Genomic DNA, 20,582 nt, shown 5'->3' with positions numbered 1-20,582 from the left:
TCGGGGAACACCGTCACGACGCCCGGCTCCGGCCGTCCGCCGCCACGGGCGCGCCGGCGACCAGCCGTGCGGCGCGGGCGGCCGCACCCGAGGGGACGCCGACCAGGACGCCCGTGGTGGCCGCGCTCTCGCGGGCCGTCGCCGCGGAGTCCTCGTCCGTCACCGCGACGATCTCGTCGACCAGCGGGAGATCGGTGATCTCCGAGACACAGCCCGCGCCGATGCCGGGAATGCCGTGCGGCCCGGCGGCCCCGCCCGACACGACCCCCGACCTGGCCGGCTCGACCGCGACCACAAGCACGTCGTGCGTCCCATCCGAAGACGCGCCCCGCCCGTCAGCGAGCCTTCGGTGCCCACGCCGAGCACCAGGACATCGACGTCCGCACCGACCGCGTCCCGGATCTCGGGCCCGGTGGCATCGCCCCTCCGGGCAGGCCGGGCAGCGGCACCGGGACCATCGGTGTCCCGCCCCCGGGATCCTCGACGGACCCGACCGCGGCCGCCGGCCGGGCGGAGCTCGCTTTCCCGCGTTGCTCATGCGCCGTCCCCTCGCGCGGCGGCCGGATGCCCGGCCGCGACCTGCCGGAGACGGGTGACGTCGCCGGAGACGGCCGCGAAGGTGAAGCACTCCGACAGGCGCCGCGCGCGGCCTGCGCCCCGTCCACGCAGTGCGCTCCGCAGGCGATGCCCGCCGCGGCGGCCTGCTCCACGACCGTCCGCACCGCCGGCTCCAGTTGGTCCCTGACGCCCGGGTCACCGAAGAAGCACCCGCCCGGCGTCAGCGGGCCCGGCCGGCCGGCGAGGGCCAGCGGTGCCTCGTCGTCGAGCCGTTGGTGCCGGAAAGCCAGGACCTCGTACTCCGGCAGCGCGCCCGGATCTGGTCGCACCGCGTCCGGGCGCCGACCGCCGAGGTCGACTCCGCGCACCACCCGCGCCTGTCCGTCCACCGAGGCTGTCCGTCTCGAAGCCGGACACCGCTCATTCCCTCCTGGCAGCTCAGGCGGCTCTCGTGCCGGGTGCCGGACGGTGCCCCACCGTCCCCGGAGCGGCTCGATTCCCGGTCGAGGGCTCCTGCGTTCTTCGAGTGACCCTCCAGGGCCGGCGCGCAGGCTCGACCCGTTCCGTCCCTGGACGATCAGGAGAGCAGAGACCGATGGGAATGCAGAGCAGCAGGAGAACCGCCAGGAGGCGGCGATGAGCAGCCGGAGGGTCGTGATCACCGGCGTCGGCGTGGTCGCTCCGGGTGCGGTGGGCACCAAGGCGTTCTGGGAGATGATCACCGCCGGGCGGAGTGCGACCAGGCTGATCACCGCCTTCGACGCGTCGGCCTTCCGCTCGCGCATCGCAGCCGAGGTCGACTTCGACCCGGTCCGGCAGGGGCTCTCCGCACGGGAGATCCGGCGGCTGGACCGGGCCGCGCAGTTCGCGCTCGTCGCCGCCCGCGAGAGCCTCGGGGACAGCGGCCTCGAAACGGACGGCCTCGTCCCCGCACGGGTCGGCGTCAGCGTCGGCAGCGCCGTCGGCTGCACCGTCCGGCTCGAGGAGGAGTACGTCGTCCTCAGCGACGCCGGACAGGACTGGCTGGTCGACGACGGCTACGCGGTTCCTCACCTCTACGACTACTACGTGCCCAGCTCGCTCGCCGCGGAGGTGGCCTGGGAGGCGAACGCCCAGGGACCGGTCACCGTCGTCTCCGCGGGCTGCACCTCGGGCCTGGACTCCCTGGGCCACGCCTGCGAGCTGATCCGGGAGGGGCGGGCGGACGTGATGCTGGCGGGCGGTACCGACGCGCCCATCTCGCCCATCACGGTGGCCTGTTTCGACGCCATCAAGGCGACCTCGCCGCGCAACGACGACGCCGAGCACGCGCTGCGGCCCTTCGACCGCACCCGCAACGGCTTCGTGCTCGGCGAGGGGGCCGCGATGCTCGTCCTGGAGGAGCTGGACCACGCGCGCTCCCGCGGGGCCCGGATCTACGCCGAGATCACCGGCTTCGCGTCCCGCAGCAACGCGTACCACATGACCGGGCTGCGGCCCGACGGCGCGGAGCTGGCCGCCGCGATCACGGCGGCGCTCGACGAGAGCCGGCTGAACCCGCAGGACATCGACTACGTCAACGCGCACGGTACCGCCACCAAGCAGAACGACCGGCACGAGACGGCGGCCATCAAGACCAGTCTGGGCGACCACGCGTACCGCACGCCGGTCAGCTCCATCAAGTCGATGGTGGGCCACTCCCTGGGGGCGATCGGATCGATCGAGATCGCCGCCTGTGCCCTGGCCATCGACCAGGGCGTCGTCCCGCCGACCGCCAACCTCAACGAACCCGACCCGGAGCTCGACCTCGACTATGTGCCGCTGGTCGCGCGCGACCGGGACCTGTCGGCCGTGCTGAGCGTGGGCAGCGGATTCGGGGGCTTCCAGAGCGCCATGGTGCTGACCCACCCGGAGAAGGGAGAAGCGTGACATCGGCAGTGGTGACCGGAATCGGCGTCGCGGCACCGAACGGCCTGGGGGTCGGGCCGTTCTGGGAGGCGACGCTGCGGGGGGAGTCCGGCATCGGGCCGGTCCGGCGGTTCGACGCGAGCCGGTACCCCGCCACACTGGTGGGGGAGATCGACGACTTCGTCCCCGAGGAGCATGTGCCGGGCCGGCTGATCCCGCAGACCGACCGGATGACCCAGCTCGCCCTCGCCGCCTCCGAATGGGCCCTGGCCGACGCCGAGGTGACGCCCGGGACGTACGACACGACGGAGATGGGCGTGGCCACCTCCGCGGCCTCGGGCGGCTTCGAGTACGGCCAGCGCGAGCTCACCGCCCTGTGGAGCTCCGGTCCGGAGCACGTCAGCGTCTACATGTCCTTCGCATGGTTCTACGCGGTCAACTCCGGCCAGATCTCCATCCGGCACGGCATGCGCGGCCCCTCCGGGGTATTCGTCGGTGACCAGGCGGGCGGTCTCGACGCCCTCGCCCAGGCCCGCCGGAACATCCGCAAGGGCACCCCGCTGGTCCTGTCCGGCGGCATGGAGAGCTCCCTCAGCCCGTACGGCTGGGTGGCCCGCATCAAGGGCGGTCACATGAGCGCCCGGCAGGACCCGGCCGATGCCTACCGGCCCTTCACCGCCGGGGCGGACGGGTATGTGCCCGGCGAGGGCGGCGCCATCCTCGTCGTCGAGGACGCGGCCCGCGCCCGGGACCGGGGGGCCCGGGTCTACGGCGAGATCGCCGGCTACGCCACGACGTTCGACGCCGCCCCCCGGCACGGTGGAACCCCCGTTCTTCGGCGTGCCCTCGAGGGTGCGCTCGAGGACGCCGGGACGGACCCGTCGGACATCGGTGTGGTGTTCGCCGACGGGGCCGGCGACCTGGCGGCCGACCGGATCGAGGCCGAGGCCGTCGCCGCGGTGTTCGGGCCCGGTGGCGTGCCTGTGACCGTTCCCAAGACCCTGACGGGGCGCATGAGTTCGGGCGCGGCGCCGGTGGATGCCGCCTGTGCCCTGCTGGCCCTGCGCGACGAGGTGATCCCGCCGACGGCGGGCATCGGCTCCGTCGCGCCGGAGTACGACATCGACTTGGTGACCGGAGCACCCCGGCCGTGGCGGCCGGGCGCCGCGCTGGTGCTGGCCCGGGGCGCGGGCGGGTTCAACGCCGCGCTCGTCCTGCGCCGGGCGGCCTGAGGTCCTGGGCCGGATCGAGCCGACGACAACAGTGAGGAGAAGAGTGGCCATGCGAGAGATCACGCTGTCGAAGTTGCAGGACATCATGCGGGAGTGCGCCGGGGAGGACGACTCCGGCCTGCCGCTGGAGGACGGCGCCGACCGTCTCTTCACCGATCTCGGATACGACTCGCTGGCGCTGCTGGAGACGCAGAGCCGGATCGAGCGGGAGTACGGAGTGAAGTTCCCGGACGACACCTTCGAGCAGGTCACGACGCCACGGGAACTCGTGGAGCACGTCAACGGACTCGTGCTCGACGCGGCGTGAGGGGGCGTCCGGGGCAGTGCCGCCGCGTGGGGGTGGCCCCGTGAACCGGGGGAGACCGGAGGGCCGCGGCATGCGGCGCGGACCGTTCGACGAACCGGTGACCGTGGGCGACAGCGGCCTGACCGGCCCGCTGGAGATCGGTGAGCCTCCCCGGCCGCGACGCCGGCGCGGGGCGGCGGAACGTCTGCGCGCGTTCCGTACCGCCCTGGTCGGCACGGTGCGTGGGCTTCCCCAGGTGCTCAGGCTGACCTGGAGCACGAGCCGGGGCCTGACCCTGGGGCTGATGGCCGCCACCGTGCTCGGCGGACTGACGCCCGCGGCCGCCGCGTACGTCGCCAAGCTGCTCACCGACACGGTGGTGGAGGGGGTGCGGGCCCGGGCCGGTGACGGCGGGGCCCGGCTCCTGCTGGAGGTGCCGCTGACCGGCTGGTCGGCGACGGTGACTCCGGCCACCAAGGTGGTCGTGGTGGCCGGGGCCCAGCTGCTGGTCTTCGCGCTCAACGCGCTGTGCACGGCGCTGTCCACGATCTGCCGCCAACTGCTTCAGGAGAAGGTGGCCCTGACGATCCGGCATCGGGTGATGAGCCACGCCGTCGGCCTCGACCTGGCCTACTTCGAGGCGTCGGACTCCTATGACCTGCTCCAACAGGCCAGGGACGGCACGGCGACCCGGCCGGTGTCCATGGTCACCGGAGTGTTCGACCTCATCAGGACGCTGATCACCTTCGTCGGGATGCTGGGCCTGATGCTGGTGATCAGCCCCGTGCTGGTGCTGGCGGCCCTACTGGCCCCGCTGCCGGCGTTCCTCGCCGAGTCCCAGTACAGCCAGCGCGGGTTCATGATGACCCTGTGGAGCTCGCCCGTCGCACGGCGCATGGACTACCTGAGCACGCTGGTGACGACCGACACCTATGCGAAAGAGGTCAAGTTCTCCGGGCTCGGCGGGTACTTCGTCGAGCGCTACCGCAGGCTCGGCGAGGTCTACTACCAGTGGCAGGCGCGCCTGGTGCGGGCACGCAACCTGGTCGGTGTGACCTGGGGGCTGCTGTCGATGCTCGTCGGCAGCCTGGCGTATCTGTACATCGCGCTGGAGGCGATGCACGGCCGGATGACGCTCGGCGACATGGCCCTGTACACCATGGCGGTCAGCTCCGTGCAGTCCTCGCTCCAGTCGATCTTCCAGGGGATCACCGGCCTGTACGAGAACTCCCTCTACCTCACGAACCTCGACCGGTTCCTGGCGACCCGGCCCGCCATCACCGCTCCCGAGCGCCCCAGGCCGGTGCCCGAGAAGGTGCGGGGCCACGTCGTCTTCGAGAACGTCTCCTTCCGTTACCGCGGGACGCGGCGCCCCGCACTGCGCAACGTCAGCTTCGAGATACGTCCCGGTGAGACGGTGGCCGTCGTCGGCCGCAACGGCGCCGGCAAGTCGACGCTGCTGAAGCTGCTGTGCCGGCTCTACGAACCCACGGAGGGCCGCATCCTCCTCGACGGCGTACCGGTCACCGAGTACGAGCCCGAGGACCTCAGGCGCCGGATGAGCGCGATGTTCCAGGACTTCGTCATGTACCAGGGCACGGCCGCGGAGAACGTCGGGCTGGGCAGCCTGGAGGCGGTCGAGGACCGCGCCCGTATCGAGGAGTCGGTGGACAGGGGCGGGGCGAGGACGATCGTGGACCGGCTGCCGCAGGGCCTGGACAGCACGCTCGGCCGGTGGTTCGCCGACGGCGTCAGCCTGTCCGGCGGCGAGTGGCAGAAGATCGCGCTCAGCCGTGCCTTCATGCGCGACAGCGCGGTGCTGCTGCTCGACGAGCCCACCTCCGCGCTCGACGCCGAGGCGGAGCACGAGCTGTTCACCCGGCTGCGCGAACTGGCGGCGCAGCGCACCACCCTGTACATCTCGCACCGCTTCTCGACCGTGCGCCGCGCGGACCGCATCCTGCTGCTGCGCGACGGCCGGCTCGTGGAGGAGGGCACGCACACGCGGCTCATGGAAAGCGGCGGCGACTACGCCGCGCTGTTCACCCTGCAGGCCGCCGCCTATCTGGACCTGGAGCCGGACCTGGAGCCGAGGGAGCGCTGAGTGCGTCGACGTGTGTGCGGGCCGGGAGGACTCCTCCCGGCCCGCACCCCACACGGCGTGTGTCAGTCCCCGAGGATCACGGGGAGTTCGTGCAGGCCGCGCATGATGTTCTCGCGCCAGCGCGTCGGGCCGGCGAGCTTGACGCCGGGGAAGCGCCGCACCAGCGTGCCGATCGCCACCTGCGCCTCCATCCGCGCCAGCGGCGCCCCGAGGCAGTGGTGGATGCCGTGGGAGAACGCCAGATGCCCACTGGCGTCACGGGTGATGTCGAGGCGGTGCGGGTCGGGGAACTTCGCGGGATCCCGGTTCGCGCCGCAGAAGGAGACGAGCAGGACGTCGCCCTCACGGATGACCAGGTCCTCGACCTTCACGTCCTCCTTGGCGATCTGGCCGGCGGCGCTGAAGGAGCTCTCGTAGCGCAGGAACTCCTCCACCGCCGAGTTGATCAGCTCGGGACGCTCCTTGAGCAGGGCGTGCTGACCGGGGTTGGTCAGCAGGGCGTGGACACCGTTGCCGATCAGGTTCGTCGTGGTGGCGTACCCGGCGGCGATCAGGGCGATCCCCAGCTCGACCAGCTCGGGCTCGGTGAACTGGTCCCCGCCGTCCCGGGCGGCGATCAGCGCGCTCATCAGGTCGTCGCCCGGCTCGCGCCGCTTGAGTGCGATGAGGTCGACGATGTACTCCTTGGTCCGCTCGTAGACCTCCTCGCGGTTCTCCGCCACCTCACCGGCAAGGATCTTCTCGGTGCGGGCCCGCACATCGGCGCGGTCCCCGGCCGGGGCGCCGAGCATCTCGCAGATGACGGCGATGGGCAGCGGATACGCGAACCGGTCCAGCAGATCGACCGGGCGGTCCGTCTCCAGACCGTCGAGCATGCCGTCCACCAGCTGCTGCACCCAGGCGCGGAGGTCCTCGATCCGGCGCTGGGTGAACGCCTTGCGCACCAGACGCCGGATCCGGGTGTGGTCGGGCGGGTCGGAGTCGACGGCGGCCACCTCGCTGTCATCGGCGCGGCGCCTGCTGAACCGCATGTCGGCGAGCAGCTCGCGGGCGAGGTCGTACCGCGTGACGAGCCACACCTCGCCCATGAACGTGGTCTCGACCCGCACCAGGGGCCCCGCCTCCCGCAGCCGGTCCAGACCAGGGTAGGGATCGGCCACGGCGATCGGGCTCTCGGCGAGCTGCACCCGCAGCACCTCGGTCATCACTCGGTCCCCGGTTCCAGGTCGTCGCGGGTCACGTGACGGGTGGCCACCTGCCACCGCCCGTCCCTGCGGACCAGTTCGTCGTCGCAGGTGGTGTGGACGTGCACGGTGGCCTGGCCGCCCCGCGGGATCGCCAGCACCAGCGCGTAGGAGCGCACCAGGAGGCGGTCGTCTCCCAGGGGGCGTACGTCGACCATGCCCAGCCAGTGCCGGTGCCGGATCCCCTTCTCCGCCAGGGCCGCGCGGGCCGCCCTGGCCGCGGCGGCGATCGACGTGCGCCCGCGCACCGGGTCGGGGTGCGCGTTCGCACTGAACACACCGTCCTCGGTGAACGTCCGGGCCCAGGCGTCGACCTCGTCGGAGTCCAGCAGCTGCATCTGATGGGCGTAGAAGCCCTGGACCTCGTGGTACAGGCCGGCCGTCACGGACTGTGCCGTGCCGTCCGCGTGGCTTGCGTGTGCCGCTTGCTGCAACGGCAGCGTCATACCGGCTCCCTTCGGCTCCTTCTACGGGCCTGCTCGGCTGTTGCCGGCCCACCGCGTCAGGGGTGAACCGCACCTGCGAGCCTCGCCACGCCGTCCAGGCCGTGTTGCGAAAGTCCCTCCTGACCCGCGACGCCAGGCACGCTCGCTGCGTCGTCGGAGTCGTCCAGGTAGGTCCAGTACGAGGATGATCCTCCGCCGTGCGATCGCACGCACCGGACGCCGCAGGCCCCGCCCTGCGGGCGGGCGGAGCCACTTTCGCGACACGTCCTAGAGGCCCGCTCAAGACGGCGTCGAGAGCCCCGCCGCCGGGTTCTGGTCGAGGCCGCCGAGCGTGCGGCGGAGCCGGGCGGGGGGCTCGGTGTCCGAGTTCCGGCCGTCGCCGGCGAGGGCCGGGCGGGCGGCTCGGGCGGACGGGCGGGAGGCCGTCGGGTCGTCCATCGCTCCTTGAGCGGGGTTCGAGCACCGCCGCGCAGTCTCTCGCCGAGCCGGGCACCACCGCGCGACAAGGAGATGGGATGAACCCGAAGTCACGTACGGCGATCGTCACCGGGGCCACCAGGGGGATCGGCCTGGCCGTGACGACCGCACTCGCCGAGCAAGGATTCCGCGTCTTCGTCTGCGCGCGTGACAGCGGCGAGCTCACCTCGGTCGTGAAGGATCTGACCGGCCGCGGGCTCGATGCGGACGGCAGGACCTGCGACATCCGGGACCGTGCCGAGATCACGGCGTTCGTCGAGGCCGCCGTGGACCGCATGGGCCCGGTGGACACGCTCGTCAACAACGCGGGGCGCAGCGGGGGCGGGATCACCGCCGAGATCCCCGACGAGCTGTGGGACGACGTGATCGACACCAACCTCAACAGCGTCTTCCGGATGACCCGCGCGGTGCTCACCACCGGCCGGATGCGGGAGCTCCCCAGCGGGCGGATCGTCAACATCGCCTCCACGGGAGGCAAGCAGGGCGTGGCCCTCGGCGCCCCCTACTCGGCCTCGAAGCACGGCGTCGTCGGGTTCACCAAGGCTCTGGGGCTGGAGCTGGCCAAGACGGGCATCACCGTCAACGCGGTCTGCCCCGGCTACGTCGAGACCCCGATGGCGGTGCAGGTCCGCCGCGGCTACGCGGCCCACTGGGGGACCTCCGAGGAGGAGGTGCTCGAGCGCTTCCAGGCCAAGATCCCGCTCGGCCGCTACACCGCGCCGGACGAGGTGGCGGCGATGGTCGCCTACCTCGTCTCCGACGCGGCCGCCCCCGTGACCGCGCAGGCCATCAACGTCTGCGGCGGACTCGGCAACTACTGACCGCCTTCCGGCCGGGAGGCGGCCGGGTCCGGACCACGACGGAGGTACGCGCACCATGACTGGCAGCAACGAGAAGGATCTCAGCAACCTCATCACCGTGATCGCCCGCTTCACCACCAAGGGCGACCCCAAGGAGTTCGAGCGCTTCTTCCTGGAACACGTCGAGTACATGCGGGCCCAGGAGGGCTTCGGCGCGCACCAGGCGGTCACGCTCTCCGAGAACCCCTCGGTCTACGTGAACTTCGGCTGGTGGACGTCCAAGGACGCGTTCCAGAAGGTCGTGCGGAGCGAGCAGTTCCGCGCCCACCAGGGCGTGATGCACAGCATGCTCGACGGCGCCGAACTCGACCTGTGCAAGAACCTCTTCCGGGTCAACGCCGCCGACTCCGCCGGCAAGCGCGAGGATTTCGACAAGCCGCTGATGAACATCACCGTCTTCCAGGTCGACGGCGACGAGCAGCGTTTCGAGGAGGCGTTCGCCGCCCACGCCGAGCACGTCAAGTCCCTGCACGGCTTCGGCTACGCCGATCTCAACAAGTCCCTGCAGAAGCCGGGCCGTTACACCGGCATCGGCTACTGGTGGGATCCGGCCGCCTACCCCACGGCCACCGCGCACCCGACCTATCAGGCCCTGGCCGAGCTGGCCGACGTGACGGTGGAGCGTGTCGAGCACCTGGCGTGGAACCGCGCACCCGGAGCAGAGGACGACCGACAGTGACGGACACCGGAGCCGACGTCGCGCTGAGCGACTTCTGCATCGTCGGCGGGGGACCCGCCGGGCTGACCCTCGCCCTGCTGCTGCTCCGCTCCGGAGCCTCGGTCACGGTGCTGGAGCGCAGCCGGTCGCTGGAGCGGGAGTACCGCGGCGAGATCCTGCAGCCCGGCGGCGCGGCCCTGCTGGACCGGCTCGGCGTTCTCGCGGGCGCCCGCAAGCGGGGCGCGCACGAGCACCCCGGCTTCCAGCTCACCGACCGCGGACGGGTTCTGCTCGACGCCGACTACGGTCGGCTGCCCGGGCCGTACAACCACCTCCTCAGCCTGCCCCAGCGGCATCTGCTGGAGGAACTCCTGGAGCTGTGCGGCGAGTTCACCGCGTTCAGCTGTCTGCCGGGGCACCGGGCGAGCGAACTGCTGCGCGATGCCGACGGGGTGGTGCGGGGCGTGGTGGCCACCGGCGCGGGGCGCGTCGAGGTGCGCGCCCACTGCGTGGTGGGCGCCGACGGACGGTACTCCAAGATCCGCCGACTGGCGAACATCGGGGTGGACCGCGCGGAGGCCTTCGACCACGACGTGCTCTGGTTCAGGCTGCCCGCGGACGACGACGCCGATCCCCGGGTACGGATCTTCCGCGCCGGCGGCAACCCGGTGCTCGTCTACCGGTCCTTCCCGGACACCCTCCAGGTGGGCTGGACGCTGCCGCACGGCGGCTACCAGGCGGTGGCCGAGCGCGGCATCGAGCACGTCAAGGCGGAGATCGCCAAGGCCCTGCCGCCGTACGCCGACCGGATCGCCGCGCACCTGGGCCGGCTGTCGGACCTGACCCTGCTGGACGTCTTCACCCAGGAGGCACGCTCCTGGACCGCCGACGGGCTGGTGCTGATCGGGGATGCCGCCCACACCCACAGCCCGATCGGGGCGCAGGGGATCAACCTCGCCATCCAGGACGCGGTGGTGCTGCACCCGGTGCTGATGGCCTCCCTGCGCGGCGGCGACGCCTCGGCGCAGACGCTGGAGGAGTTCACCCGCAGGCGGCGCCCCGCCGTGCGCAAGGTGATGCGGTTCCAGGCGCTGCAGAGCAAGGCGATGCTCTCGCAGAACCCGGTGGCGGCCCGGGTCAGGCCCAGGCTCGCCGGAGTCGTCTCCCGGACCCCGCTGTTCCGCACGATCCTGCGGCACGTCGCCTACGGGGACCCGGACATCGCCGTCGCCGAGGACCACTTCGTACGCCGCTGAGAGCACACTTCGTACGCCGCCGAGAATCCGAGGGGACGACAGGCCATGCTCGACACAGCGCGGGACCCGGCCGGGGAGCAGGCCGCAGAGCGGACCGTCCTGCCGGTCGCCTCGCCGGTACTGCTGCTTCCGGGGCAGGGAGCGCAGTACCCCGGCATGGGCACCGGGCTGTACCGGGCCGAGCCCGGCTTCGCGGCGGCGGTCGACGAGGTGTTCGCCGCGATGGGGCCGGCCGGTACCGCGCTGCGGGCCGACTGGCTCGCCGAGCGGCCCGCCATGCCGATGGACGACGTCACCCGCTCCCAGCCCCTGCTCTTCGCCCTCGATCACGCGCTGGGCCGGGTGCTGCTGGACCGCGGGCTGCGGCCCGGCCTGCTGCTCGGGCACAGCATCGGCGAGGTGGCGGCGGCCACGCTCGCCGGAGTCTTCCGCCTTCATGACGCGGTGCGGCTCGTGCTCGACCGCGTGGACCACCTGACGTCCGCTCCCCCCGGCGGCATGCTCGCGGTCGCCGCCTCCCGGGCGGAGCTGGCCGGAAAGCTGTGCCCCGGCGTGGACGTGGGCGCGGTCAACGCCCCGCGCCAGACCGTCCTCGCCGGCCCGGCCGAACCGCTGGCCGCCACCGCGGAGGCGCTGCGGGCGGCGGGCTTCACCTGCGCCCCCGTCCCCTCCCTGACCCCGTTCCACAGCGCGGCCCTCGAAAGCGCGGTGCAGACCGGCCACCGCAGCCTGGCCGGCGTGCCGCTGCGTCCGCCCGCGATACCCGTCGTCTCCGGTTACACCGCGACCCTCCTCGACGCGACCACGGCCACCGACCCGGGCTACTGGGCGCGGCACCCGGTGGACCCCGTGCTGTTCTGGCCCGCCCTGGAGTCGGTGCTGGCCTCGGGGGCGCGCCTGCTGGTCGAGTGCGGCCCCGGCCAGGGGCTGGTCACGCTGGCCCGCCGCCACCCGGCGGTCCGGTCCGGGGACGCCCAGGTGCTCGCCCTGCTGGGGCCCCGCACGGCGGACCCCGGCGACGAGGTGGCCCGATTCCACGCGGCCTGCGCCCGGCTGGGCTGCTCGACCGACTGACCCGCGCCCCCGTCCCCGCCGAACGATCCTGCCGTCGTTCTCGATGAGGAGAGACAGACATGCCGAACCCAGCCGATCCGCCGTCCGCGAGCCCGCAGGTCCTCGTGGTGGGAGCCGGGCCCGTGGGGCTGACCCTGGCCCATGAGCTGCTGCGCCGCGGCGTGCGCGTCCGGGTCGTCGACGCGAGCGACGCGCCCGCCACCACGAGCCGGGCGATCGCCACCCATCCCCGGACGCTGGAGACGTACGACCAGATGGGCGTGGTCGACGAGATGCTGGCCCGCGGGCAGCGCATCGAGGCCTTCACCCTGCACCACAACGGGCGCCGGCTCGCGCGGCTGGACGCCGACTACACGCAGATGCCGACGCGCTATCCGTTCACGCTCTGCATCGACCAGGTCAAGACCGAGGAGGTGTTGCGCGCCGCGCTGCGCGCCTTCGACGTCGAGGTCGAATGGGGTGTGCGGCTGACCGACTTCACGCACGACGGGGACGGTGTGACCGCCGACCTGACCGCTGCGGACGGCGGCGTGGAGTCCGTACGGGTCGCGTGGCTGGCCGGCTGCGACGGCGGGCACAGTGCGGTCCGCAAGAAGCTGGCGATGCCGCTGCTGGGCGAGTCCAGCGACACCTGGCTGATCGCCGACGCCGACATCGACGTCGACCTGCCGCGCAACAGCATCCACTGGGTCCGCGCGGGCGGCGTCACGATGATGATGGTCCCGATGAGCACGCCCGGCCGGTGGCGGTTGCTGGACACGGTCTCCAGGGACGGCCGCCCGGCCGCGGTCGCGGAGCGCTTCAGCCGCGAGCTCAGCCGGGGCCTCGGCCGTCCGGTCAAGGTGGCCGAACCCGTGTGGGTGTCGGTCTTCACCTTCCAGCAGCGGATGATCGAGAGCATGCGCAAGGGCCGCGTGCTGCTCGCCGGGGACGCCGCGCACGTGCACAGCCCGGCCTCGGGGCAGGGGATGAACACCGGCATCCAGGAGGCGTTCAACCTGGGCTGGAAGCTCACCATGGTGCTGCGGGGCCAGGCCGACGAGCGGCTGCTCGACAGCTACTCGCAGGAGCGGGTGCCGATCGGCCGGGCGCTGTTGCAGTCCACCAAGGGCGCGACCTTCCTCGTGCAGCTGAAGAACGCGCTGGCCGGGGTCGCGCTGCCCGTGGTCTTCTCGGTCGTCCGCGCCGTCCCGGCGCTGCGCGTGAAGATCCAGCGGAAGGTGCTCGGCGGCGTCTCCGGGCTGCGGATCGGCTATCCGCAGAGCGTGCTGACCCACATCGGGAGCGCGCCCGGGAACGGCCCGGCGCCCGGGCAGCGCGTCACCGCGGTCCCGCTCGCCGGGGACGCGGCGGCGCACCGAACCCTGATCGAACAACTCCGTCAGCCCGTATGGACGTTGTTCACCGCCGGTACGCCGGGCGAGCAGGTGCGCAGTCTCGCCGACGGCGCCGGTGACTGGCTGCGGATCCGGGCACTGGAGGGCACCGACGCGCCGCTCGCCGACGCCCTCGGACTGTCCGCGGGCGGCTGGCTCCTGGTGCGGCCGGACGGCTATGTGAGCGCCCGTGGCAGGCGCACGGACCGGGCGCTGCTCGGCTCGGCCCTGGCCGCTGCCACCGGGCAGCCGCGGCGCAGCCCGCTCGGTCCCGGGACACCCGTGCGCTCCGCCCTCCACAACAGCGGCTGACATCCCGCGACCACCCGACGGGAAGGGAAACCCGTGCGTCTACTCGTCACCGGAGCCGCCGGCTTCATCGGATCCAACTACGTGTGCGGACTGCTGTCCGGGGCGCTGACCGCGCCGCCGGACATACGCGTCACGGTCCTCGACAAGCTCACCTACGCGGGCAACCTCGCGAACCTGGACCCCGTCACCGGCGATCCGCGGCTGACGTTCGTGGAGGGGGACATCGCCGACGACGACCTGCTCGCCCGGCTCGTCCCCGGCCACGACGCCATCGTCAACTTCGCCGCGGAGAGCCATGTCGACCGCTCCATCGCGGGTTCACAGGACTTCGTGCACGCCAACGTCGTGGGCACGCATGCCCTGCTGCAGGCCGCTCTGGACGCGCGGGTCGAGCGATTCGTCCAGGTGTCGACGGACGAGGTCTACGGCTCCATCGCCGAGGGCTCCTGGAGCGAGGACAGCCCGGTGCAGCCCAACTCGCCCTACGCGGCGACCAAGGCCGCGGCCGACATGCTGGCGTGCGCCTTCGCCCGTACGCACGGCCTGAACGTGTCCATCACCCGCTGCGGCAACAACTACGGCCCCCGGCAGTATCCGGAGAAGCTGATCCCGCTGTTCATCACCCACCTCCTGGAGGGCCGACCGGTCCCGCTGTACGGAGACGGGGAGAACGTCCGGCACTGGATCCATGTCGAGGACCACTGCCGTGCCGTCCAGCTCGTCCTCCACAAGGGCGAGCCCGGCGCCGTCTACAACGTCGGGGGCGGGCGGGAACTCACCAACACGAGCATCGCCAGGCAGCTGATCGAGGCCTGCGGAAGCCCGGCGGACAGCATCCGCCACGTACCGGACCGGCCCGGGCACGACTACCGCTACTCGCTCGACGGCGGAAAGCTCCGGGACCTGGGCTTCACCCCGCGCATCGGCTTCGAGGAGGGGCTTGCCGCGACGGTCCGCTGGTACCGGGAGAACCGCTCCTGGTGGGAACCGCTCAAGGACATCGCCACGAAGGTCGCCGAGAACCGACCGTGAGCCCTGAACGACCGTGAAACGAGGAATGCCATGCGCGGCATCATCCTGGCCGGGGGATCCGGAAGCAGGCTCAGCCCGGTCACGCGGGCCGTCTCCAAGCAGTTGTTGCCCGTCTACGACAAGCCGATGGTCTACTACCCGCTGTCCGTGCTCATGCAGGCAGGCATCCGGGACGTCCTGATCATCAGCAATCCGCACCATCTCGACGCCTACCGCCGCCTGCTGGGGACCGGAGCCGACCTGGGCCTGCGGCTGGAGTACGCTGCCCAGCCCGAGCCACGCGGACTCGCCGAAGCGCTGCTGATCGGGGCCGAGTTCATCGGCGGCGAGCAGGTGGCCCTGATACTCGGCGACAACGTGCTGCACCGCCCGGGCCTCGGCGCGCTGCTGCAGGAGGAGCGCGGACGGCTCGCCGGCTGCACCCTGTTCGGCTGCACCGTGCCCGATCCGCACCGCTTCGGCGTGGCCGAACTCGACGCCTCGGGCCGGATCCTGTCGCTGGAGGAGAAGCCCGACAACCCCCGCTCGAACCTGGTGGTCGTCGGGCTGTACCTCTACGACAACGAGGCGGTCGCCAGGGCGGCGGAGCTGAAGCCGTCGGACCGCGGCGAGCTGGAGATCACCGATCTGAACCGTACGTTCGTGGAGACCGGCAACGCCCGGCTCGTGCCACTGGGCAGCGAGGCGATCTGGTTCGACACCGGGACGCACGACAGCCTCCTGCAAGCTTCGGTGTTCGTCCGCGCCCAGGAGCGGCTGGGCCGTCCCGTGGGCCGGCTGGAGGACATCGCCCGGGACATGGGCTTCCTGGCCGATCGCCGGGTGCGGGCGGCCGGCTGACCCCACGGGGCGGACAAGAGAAGAGGTGTGTGCGGGCGGCCCGGGCCGCCCGCACACACCTCTTCTCTTCCCGTGTCACTCGTCGACGAGGGCGGTCGCCCGCGTCCAGCCCGCTCCCGAGCCCACCAGCTTGGCGGGGAAGCAGCAGATCGTGTAGCCGTACGGGCCGGGCAGCGCGGCCAGGTTGTGCAGCCGCTCGATCTGGCAGTACTCCCTGCGGCGCCCGGCGAAGTGGGCGGGCCACAGCACCCCGGTGTCACCGGTCTCCTGGTACCGCCCGATCATGTGGGCGAACGGCGCGTCGAGACTGAACGCGTCGGTCCCGATCACCTTCACTCCGAAGTCCAGCAGGAAGTCGACGGCCGCGCCGTCCAGCCCGGTGAACTCGCTGAAGTACCCGGGCGTGCCGACGTACTCGGAGGCCCCCGTGTGCAGCAGGACGATGTCGTACGGCTCGGGGGTACGGCCGATGCGGGACAGCTCCTTCTCGATCACCTCGACACCGGCGGCGCCGGTCGGCTGGTCCCGCAGGTCGAGCAGGAGGCCCGGGCGGTGGAACCAGTCCAGCGGCATCTCGTCGATGTGACGCGGACGGCCGTACTCGGCCACCGAGCCGTAGTGCGAGGGCGCGTCGACGTGGGTACCGGTGTGGCTGGTCAGGGTGAAGGTGTCGAGGGAGAGCAGTTCGCCGCCCGGCAGCACCGCCGGGTCGAACTCCACCCCCAGGTGCCTCTTCATCTCCTCGGCCATGTGCACGGCTCCCTGGGCCGGCGTCAGGATCTCGTGGACGATCGGGTCGGGCTCCCACGCCTTCGCGTCGACCGGCGAGGAAAGGTCGATGACGTGCATGTCGGTACGCCTCCCTCGTCTCAGGCGGCCGACAGGCTGAAGCCGCCGTCGGCGGTGATGACCTGCCCCTGGATCCACGCCGCCTCGTCGGCGCACAGCAGCGCGACGACCCCGGCCACGTCGTCCGGGGTGGTCAGCCGTCCCGCCGGGGTCCGCGCGGCCAGTGCCTTCAGCGCCTCGGGCGAGGCGCTGCCGTTGCCCTTGTCGATCTTCGCGGTGGAGACCGCGTTCACGGTGATGCCGCTGCCGGCCAGCTCCGCCGCCAGATAGCGGACCAGCGCCTCCAGGGCGGCCTTGGCCACACCGGCACTGACATAGCCCGGTACGACCCGGTGGGCGCCCAGGCTCGACACGGCGACGATTCGGCCGGCGCGGCCCGCCATCAGCTCGGACAGCCGCCTGCCGCCCTGCAGCAGCGGGGCCAGCGCGACGGACAGCGAGCGGTCGACGGCCTCCTGTGCGGTGTCCAGGGTCGGGGAGGGCGTGAAGAAGGCGGTGTTGTGCACGAAGAAGTCCAGGCCGCCGAAACGCTCCTGGGCCTCGTCCAGCAGAGCGTCCAGCGCCGCCGGGTCGGAGACGTCGGCCTTGACCGCCACCGCCTTGCCGGGCAGGTGGCCGAGCAGGCGCACCGCCTGCGCCGCGGCGTCGTCGTCATGGGCGTAGTCGAGGATCACCTGGGTTCCCGCCGCGCAGAGCCTGCGCGCGACGGCGAGGCCGACACCGCGGGTCGCTCCGGTCACCACGGCGGTCCGTCCCTGTGCGTCGGAGAGGAAGGGAGTGGTCGTCACATCGAGCTCCTGGTTGGTGGGTGGTGGCCCCCGGGGCGGGCTGTGCCCGTGCGTCACGGAACGCACGGGCACAGCGCCGGAACGAGGGGTCGAGCGGGGCGGTCAGGCGCGGTCGAGAACGCGGTCCAGCACCTCGGCGAGCCGTTCCTGCGGCCGGTCCTGCGCCCCGGTGGAGCGCCAGGCCACGAACATGTCGGGCCGCACCAGCAGCGCGCCGTCCGGGTCCAGCCCGGCGGCGGCGAGCCAGCCGGCTTCCGGGTCGTCCACCTCGCAGCCCGGGCCGACGCGGTAGCCGCGCAGTTCCAGGCCCGTGCGGGCGGCCTCGGCCTCGGCGGCGGCCAGCCAGTCCGCGCCGCGCGGACCGGTCAGCAGAGCGAAGCCGCCCTCGGGCAGGTCGAGCACCGAGATCCGCTTGCCCCGGTGCTCGACCCAGGCGTGCGGGACCCGCGTCCCGGGCGAGCCGTCGAGGTTCTCGTCGGCCCGCATCAGCGAGCGCAGTTCCTTGGGCGCGTCGATCAGCGCGCCCTCGTGGTACTGGTAGGCCAGCGCCGTGACCAGCGGGTCCGCCATCTCGACCGCGGAGCGCTCGCCGTACTTCTCCGCATCCCAGTGCAGGTCCAGGTGGGAGAAGCGCAGCATCGCCTGGTCACGGGTGAAGCGCATGATCGGCAGCCGCTCGGTCTCGTAGCTGCGCAGCAGCCCCTGACCGGCCCTGCCCTTGACGACGTGCGCCACCTTCCAGGCCAGGTTGCAGGCGTCCGCCACACCGCTGCTCATGCCGAAGGCGCCGATCGGCGGGATGGTGTGGGCGGAGTCGCCGGCCAGGATCACCCGGCCCTCGACGACCCGCTCGGCGACCCGTGCGGACATGCGCCACGGAATGGTGCTGACGATCTCGACGGGGATGTCGTCGCGGCCGATCGCGGCCTTGATCAGCTCCACGCAGCGCTCGTCCGGGTAGTCGGACAGCTCCTCCTCGCCCTCCTTGTAGCTGATGTGGTAGATCCACCGGTCCCGGTTGTTGACGGTGAGGAGGATCCCCTCCGAGTCGGGGTTGGTGATCTGCGCGAAGGCGAACTCGTTGCCCTTCACCAACTCGGCGAGGTCGGCGGTGAACAGCACGTTGATCATCGGATTGCCGAGGCCGGTCGGCCCCTTCATCTCGATGCCCAGGGCTCGTCGTACGGCGCTGGCGGAGCCGTCGGCCGCGACCAGGTAGTCGGCGCGGACGGTGCGGGGCTCGCCGCCGTCGGTGTCGGCGAGGGTCGCCGTGACACCGGTCTCGTCCTGCTCCACGGCGACGAGCCGGGTGTTGAAGCGGATCACCGCGCCGTGCTCCGTGGCGGCCTCGCACAGCACCCGGTCGATGCGGTCCTGGGCGATGGGGCCGATGGGGGTCGGGCTGATCTTCGCCGTCAGCTCGGCCACGTCCTTGGGCGGTGTCGGGATGCGCGGGGCCGTGGCCAGGTCGGTGCCGGCCAGGGTCTCGACATCGACCTTGCCGTTGCTGGGCAACAGATCGCCGCTGGCCGCGCGGATGCGGTCGTCGAGTCCGATGCTCCGGAAGAATTCCTTCACCGGAGGCTGCACCCCGGTGGCCCTGGGGTGTGCGGTGGTTCCGGCGTGCCGCTCCACGAGCAGCACGGGCACGCCGTAGTGGGAGAGGGCGGCGGCCATGGACAAGCCGACCGTCCCCGCACCCACGACCAGGACAGGGTAGTGTTCCTGCGACATTCTCAGCCTTCCTGCAAGCGATGCGGCAACTCGCCCGACTGTCCTAGGCCGGTCTCAACGTCCTTTCGAGGGCCACTTGAGGGGGCCCGGCCGGCGCCGCGTGCCAGAGGAGCGGGCGGCGTTTCGAGACGCGTTCCACCCGGTGTCGAGCGGCTCGGCCGACAGTGCGGTCGCTGATTTCCGACTGAGGGCGAGCGACCATGACGCGTGCGGACGTATCCATTCCCGAGGCGCCGACCACGACGGCCGCGGTGTTCCAGATGATCACCGGCCACTATCTGTCGACCGCGATCCACACGGCGGCCGGACTTCGCCTGGCCGATGCCATGGACGAGCCGGCCGTGAGCCACACCGTGCTGGCGGAGCGGACGGGCACCCATCCGGAGTCGCTGCTGCGGCTGCTGTGCCTGCTCGCCACCGCCGGTCTCGTCACCGACGAGGGCGACGGGTGTTTCTCCCTCACCGAGGCAGGCCGGCTGCTCCGCGAGGACGGTGAGGACTCGCTGCACGCGGTGGCGCTGATGCACGCCGGGCCCGGGCACGTCCAGCGTCTGTTCGAGCTGGGCGAGCGGCTGAAGTCGGCCCCGAAGACCCGCGGGGCGGAGGAGGGCGCCAACCCGTTCGCGCAGATGCCACCCCACATCGCGGCGATCTTCAACCGCGCGATGACCTTCTTCAGTCGCCACACCGCCCAGGCGGTCATCGACGCCTACGACTTCGGCGGCTTCCGCAGCCTCGTCGACGTCGGCGGCGGTGAGGGGTCCCTGCTCGCGGCGATCCTCCGGGCCACACCGGCGCTGCGGGGCGTGCTCTTCGACCTGCCGTCCGTCGTGGCGGCGGGGGAGCGGACCCTCGCCGACGCGGGGCTCGCCGAACGCGGCGAGGTGCTCGGCGGGGACTTCTTCAGCGCCGTACCCGCCGGCCACGACGCGTATCTGCTGAAGAACGTGGTGCACGACTGGGACGACGAACGCAGTCTGACCCTGCTGCGCAACATCCGTGACGCCATGAAGCCCGAGAGCCGGCTGCTGCTGGTGGAGAGCGTGCGCCCGGCCCGGTTCGACACGGGCGTCGCCAGCACCCTGACCGCGTACAGCCACCTCGGCATGCTGCTCGGCGGCGGTGCGGAGCGCAGCGAGCGGGAGTACGCCGAGCTGCTGGCGGACGCCGGACTCGGCCTGACGCGCGTGGTGCCCGCACGGCCCGCCTGGACCGGCGAGGCCACCGTGAGCGTGATCGAGGCGACCCGCGACTGACCCGCCCGCACGGCCACTTCGAGGGGCCACGGTAGGTGCCGGAACGATGGACACGTGGGCGGCCTCGCGTCCGGGCACGACCTGGTCGAGGTGGCCCGGCTGCAGTGCCAGGGAGGCCCGGACGGGCGGTGGCCGGTCCACGGCGACGGACGGGCACTCGGCACCGACCGGCCGGCGGTCGTCGACCCGGACGGCGGCCGCCGTCCGGGTCGACCACGGCGACGGCGCCGTGCCGGTGGTGCTCAACGGGAGATCGTCCTGCAGTCGCGCCGGCAGGGGCCCGGGACCAGAGGGCCGCGGTGCTGCGGGGGCC

The 20,582-nt window shown here is 72.2% G+C and carries 19 protein-coding genes; 12 read left to right on the top strand and 7 right to left on the bottom strand.

Annotation, left to right across the window (positions count from 1 at the left end):
- Positions 1 to 13: 13 nt before the first annotated feature.
- Positions 14 to 301, bottom strand: a complete 288-nt coding sequence (locus QRN89_RS14900) for a PALP domain-containing protein (protein WP_290349881.1) — start codon at positions 299 to 301, stop codon at positions 14 to 16.
- Between the two features lie 893 nt (positions 302 to 1,194).
- Here QRN89_RS14900 and QRN89_RS14895 point away from each other — a divergent pair.
- From QRN89_RS14895 to QRN89_RS14880, 4 genes are all read left to right on the top strand, one after another.
- A complete protein-coding gene (locus tag QRN89_RS14895; RefSeq protein ID WP_290349880.1) occupies positions 1,195 to 2,466 on the top strand; it encodes a beta-ketoacyl-[acyl-carrier-protein] synthase family protein in 1,272 nt (423 codons plus the stop codon).
- Positions 2,463 to 3,677, top strand: a complete 1,215-nt coding sequence (locus QRN89_RS14890; protein WP_290349879.1) for a ketosynthase chain-length factor — start codon at positions 2,463 to 2,465, stop codon at positions 3,675 to 3,677. The genes QRN89_RS14895 and QRN89_RS14890 overlap by 4 nt, the downstream gene beginning before the upstream one ends.
- A 49-nt stretch (positions 3,678 to 3,726) precedes the next feature.
- A complete protein-coding gene (locus QRN89_RS14885) occupies positions 3,727 to 3,984 on the top strand; it encodes an acyl carrier protein (RefSeq protein WP_290349878.1) in 258 nt (85 codons plus the stop codon).
- Between the two features lie 70 nt (positions 3,985 to 4,054).
- Entirely contained in the window at positions 4,055 to 6,067 is a 2,013-nt protein-coding gene (locus QRN89_RS14880; protein ID WP_290349877.1) for an ABC transporter ATP-binding protein, read from the top strand.
- A gap of 62 nt (positions 6,068 to 6,129) precedes the next feature.
- Here QRN89_RS14880 and QRN89_RS14875 read toward each other — a convergent pair whose 3' ends face one another.
- The 3 genes from QRN89_RS14875 to QRN89_RS14865 form a co-directional block, all read right to left on the bottom strand.
- A complete protein-coding gene (locus QRN89_RS14875) occupies positions 6,130 to 7,272 on the bottom strand; it encodes a cytochrome P450 family protein (RefSeq protein WP_290349876.1) in 1,143 nt (380 codons plus the stop codon).
- Positions 7,272 to 7,757 (bottom strand): nuclear transport factor 2 family protein, encoded by a 486-nt coding sequence (locus QRN89_RS14870; RefSeq protein ID WP_290349875.1) that lies wholly within the window; start codon positions 7,755 to 7,757, stop codon positions 7,272 to 7,274. The genes QRN89_RS14875 and QRN89_RS14870 overlap by 1 nt, the downstream gene beginning before the upstream one ends.
- A 279-nt stretch (positions 7,758 to 8,036) precedes the next feature.
- Entirely contained in the window at positions 8,037 to 8,195 is a 159-nt protein-coding gene (locus tag QRN89_RS14865; protein ID WP_290349874.1) for a hypothetical protein, read from the bottom strand.
- 77 nt (positions 8,196 to 8,272) lie between these two features.
- Here QRN89_RS14865 and fabG point away from each other — a divergent pair, with 77 nt between their 5' ends.
- The 7 genes from fabG to QRN89_RS14830 are packed head-to-tail and all read left to right on the top strand — an operon-like array spanning position 8,273 to position 15,642.
- The gene (fabG, locus tag QRN89_RS14860) at positions 8,273 to 9,055 is read left to right on the top strand and encodes a 3-oxoacyl-ACP reductase FabG (protein ID WP_290349873.1); all 783 of its coding nucleotides are present in this window, start codon (positions 8,273 to 8,275) and stop codon (positions 9,053 to 9,055) included.
- A gap of 55 nt (positions 9,056 to 9,110) precedes the next feature.
- Positions 9,111 to 9,773, top strand: coding sequence for an antibiotic biosynthesis monooxygenase family protein (locus tag QRN89_RS14855; protein ID WP_290349871.1), 663 nt, complete (start codon positions 9,111 to 9,113; stop codon positions 9,771 to 9,773).
- Entirely contained in the window at positions 9,770 to 11,008 is a 1,239-nt protein-coding gene (locus QRN89_RS14850) for an FAD-dependent monooxygenase (RefSeq protein ID WP_290349870.1), read from the top strand. Before QRN89_RS14855 ends, QRN89_RS14850 begins: the two co-directional genes overlap by 4 nt.
- Before the next feature lie 45 nt (positions 11,009 to 11,053).
- Positions 11,054 to 12,082: an acyltransferase domain-containing protein gene (locus QRN89_RS14845; RefSeq protein WP_290349869.1), complete on the top strand. Its 1,029-nt coding sequence runs from the start codon at positions 11,054 to 11,056 to the stop codon at positions 12,080 to 12,082.
- Between the two features lie 59 nt (positions 12,083 to 12,141).
- On the top strand, positions 12,142 to 13,770 hold the full coding sequence (locus tag QRN89_RS14840) for an FAD-dependent oxidoreductase (protein WP_290349868.1): 1,629 nt from the start codon (positions 12,142 to 12,144) through the stop codon (positions 13,768 to 13,770).
- Between the two features lie 33 nt (positions 13,771 to 13,803).
- Positions 13,804 to 14,802: a dTDP-glucose 4,6-dehydratase gene (gene rfbB / locus QRN89_RS14835; protein ID WP_290349867.1), complete on the top strand. Its 999-nt coding sequence runs from the start codon at positions 13,804 to 13,806 to the stop codon at positions 14,800 to 14,802.
- Positions 14,803 to 14,832: 30 nt separating this feature from the next.
- On the top strand, positions 14,833 to 15,642 hold the full coding sequence (locus QRN89_RS14830; protein ID WP_290349866.1) for a sugar nucleotidyltransferase: 810 nt from the start codon (positions 14,833 to 14,835) through the stop codon (positions 15,640 to 15,642).
- Between the two features lie 75 nt (positions 15,643 to 15,717).
- On the opposite strand, the gene QRN89_RS14825 is transcribed toward QRN89_RS14830, so the two are convergent.
- From QRN89_RS14825 to QRN89_RS14815, 3 genes are all read right to left on the bottom strand, one after another.
- Positions 15,718 to 16,491, bottom strand: coding sequence for a cyclase family protein (locus tag QRN89_RS14825; protein WP_290349865.1), 774 nt, complete (start codon positions 16,489 to 16,491; stop codon positions 15,718 to 15,720).
- A 20-nt stretch (positions 16,492 to 16,511) separates the two neighbouring features.
- The gene (locus tag QRN89_RS14820) at positions 16,512 to 17,279 is read right to left on the bottom strand and encodes an SDR family oxidoreductase (RefSeq protein WP_290349864.1); all 768 of its coding nucleotides are present in this window, start codon (positions 17,277 to 17,279) and stop codon (positions 16,512 to 16,514) included.
- Between the two features lie 102 nt (positions 17,280 to 17,381).
- A complete protein-coding gene (locus tag QRN89_RS14815; RefSeq protein WP_290349863.1) occupies positions 17,382 to 19,013 on the bottom strand; it encodes an FAD-dependent monooxygenase in 1,632 nt (543 codons plus the stop codon).
- A gap of 200 nt (positions 19,014 to 19,213) precedes the next feature.
- Between QRN89_RS14815 and QRN89_RS14810 the strand changes: the two genes are divergently transcribed.
- Positions 19,214 to 20,269, top strand: a complete 1,056-nt coding sequence (locus tag QRN89_RS14810) for a methyltransferase (RefSeq protein ID WP_290349862.1) — start codon at positions 19,214 to 19,216, stop codon at positions 20,267 to 20,269.
- The last annotated feature ends 313 nt before the right edge of the window (positions 20,270 to 20,582 follow it).

This window comes from Streptomyces sp. HUAS CB01 (assembly GCF_030406905.1).
GTDB classification, from domain to species: Bacteria; Actinomycetota; Actinomycetes; order Streptomycetales; family Streptomycetaceae; genus Streptomyces; species Streptomyces chengbuensis.
The sequence above is the reverse complement of the archived record's forward strand: the minus strand, read 5'-3'. Positions and strand labels throughout refer to the sequence as shown.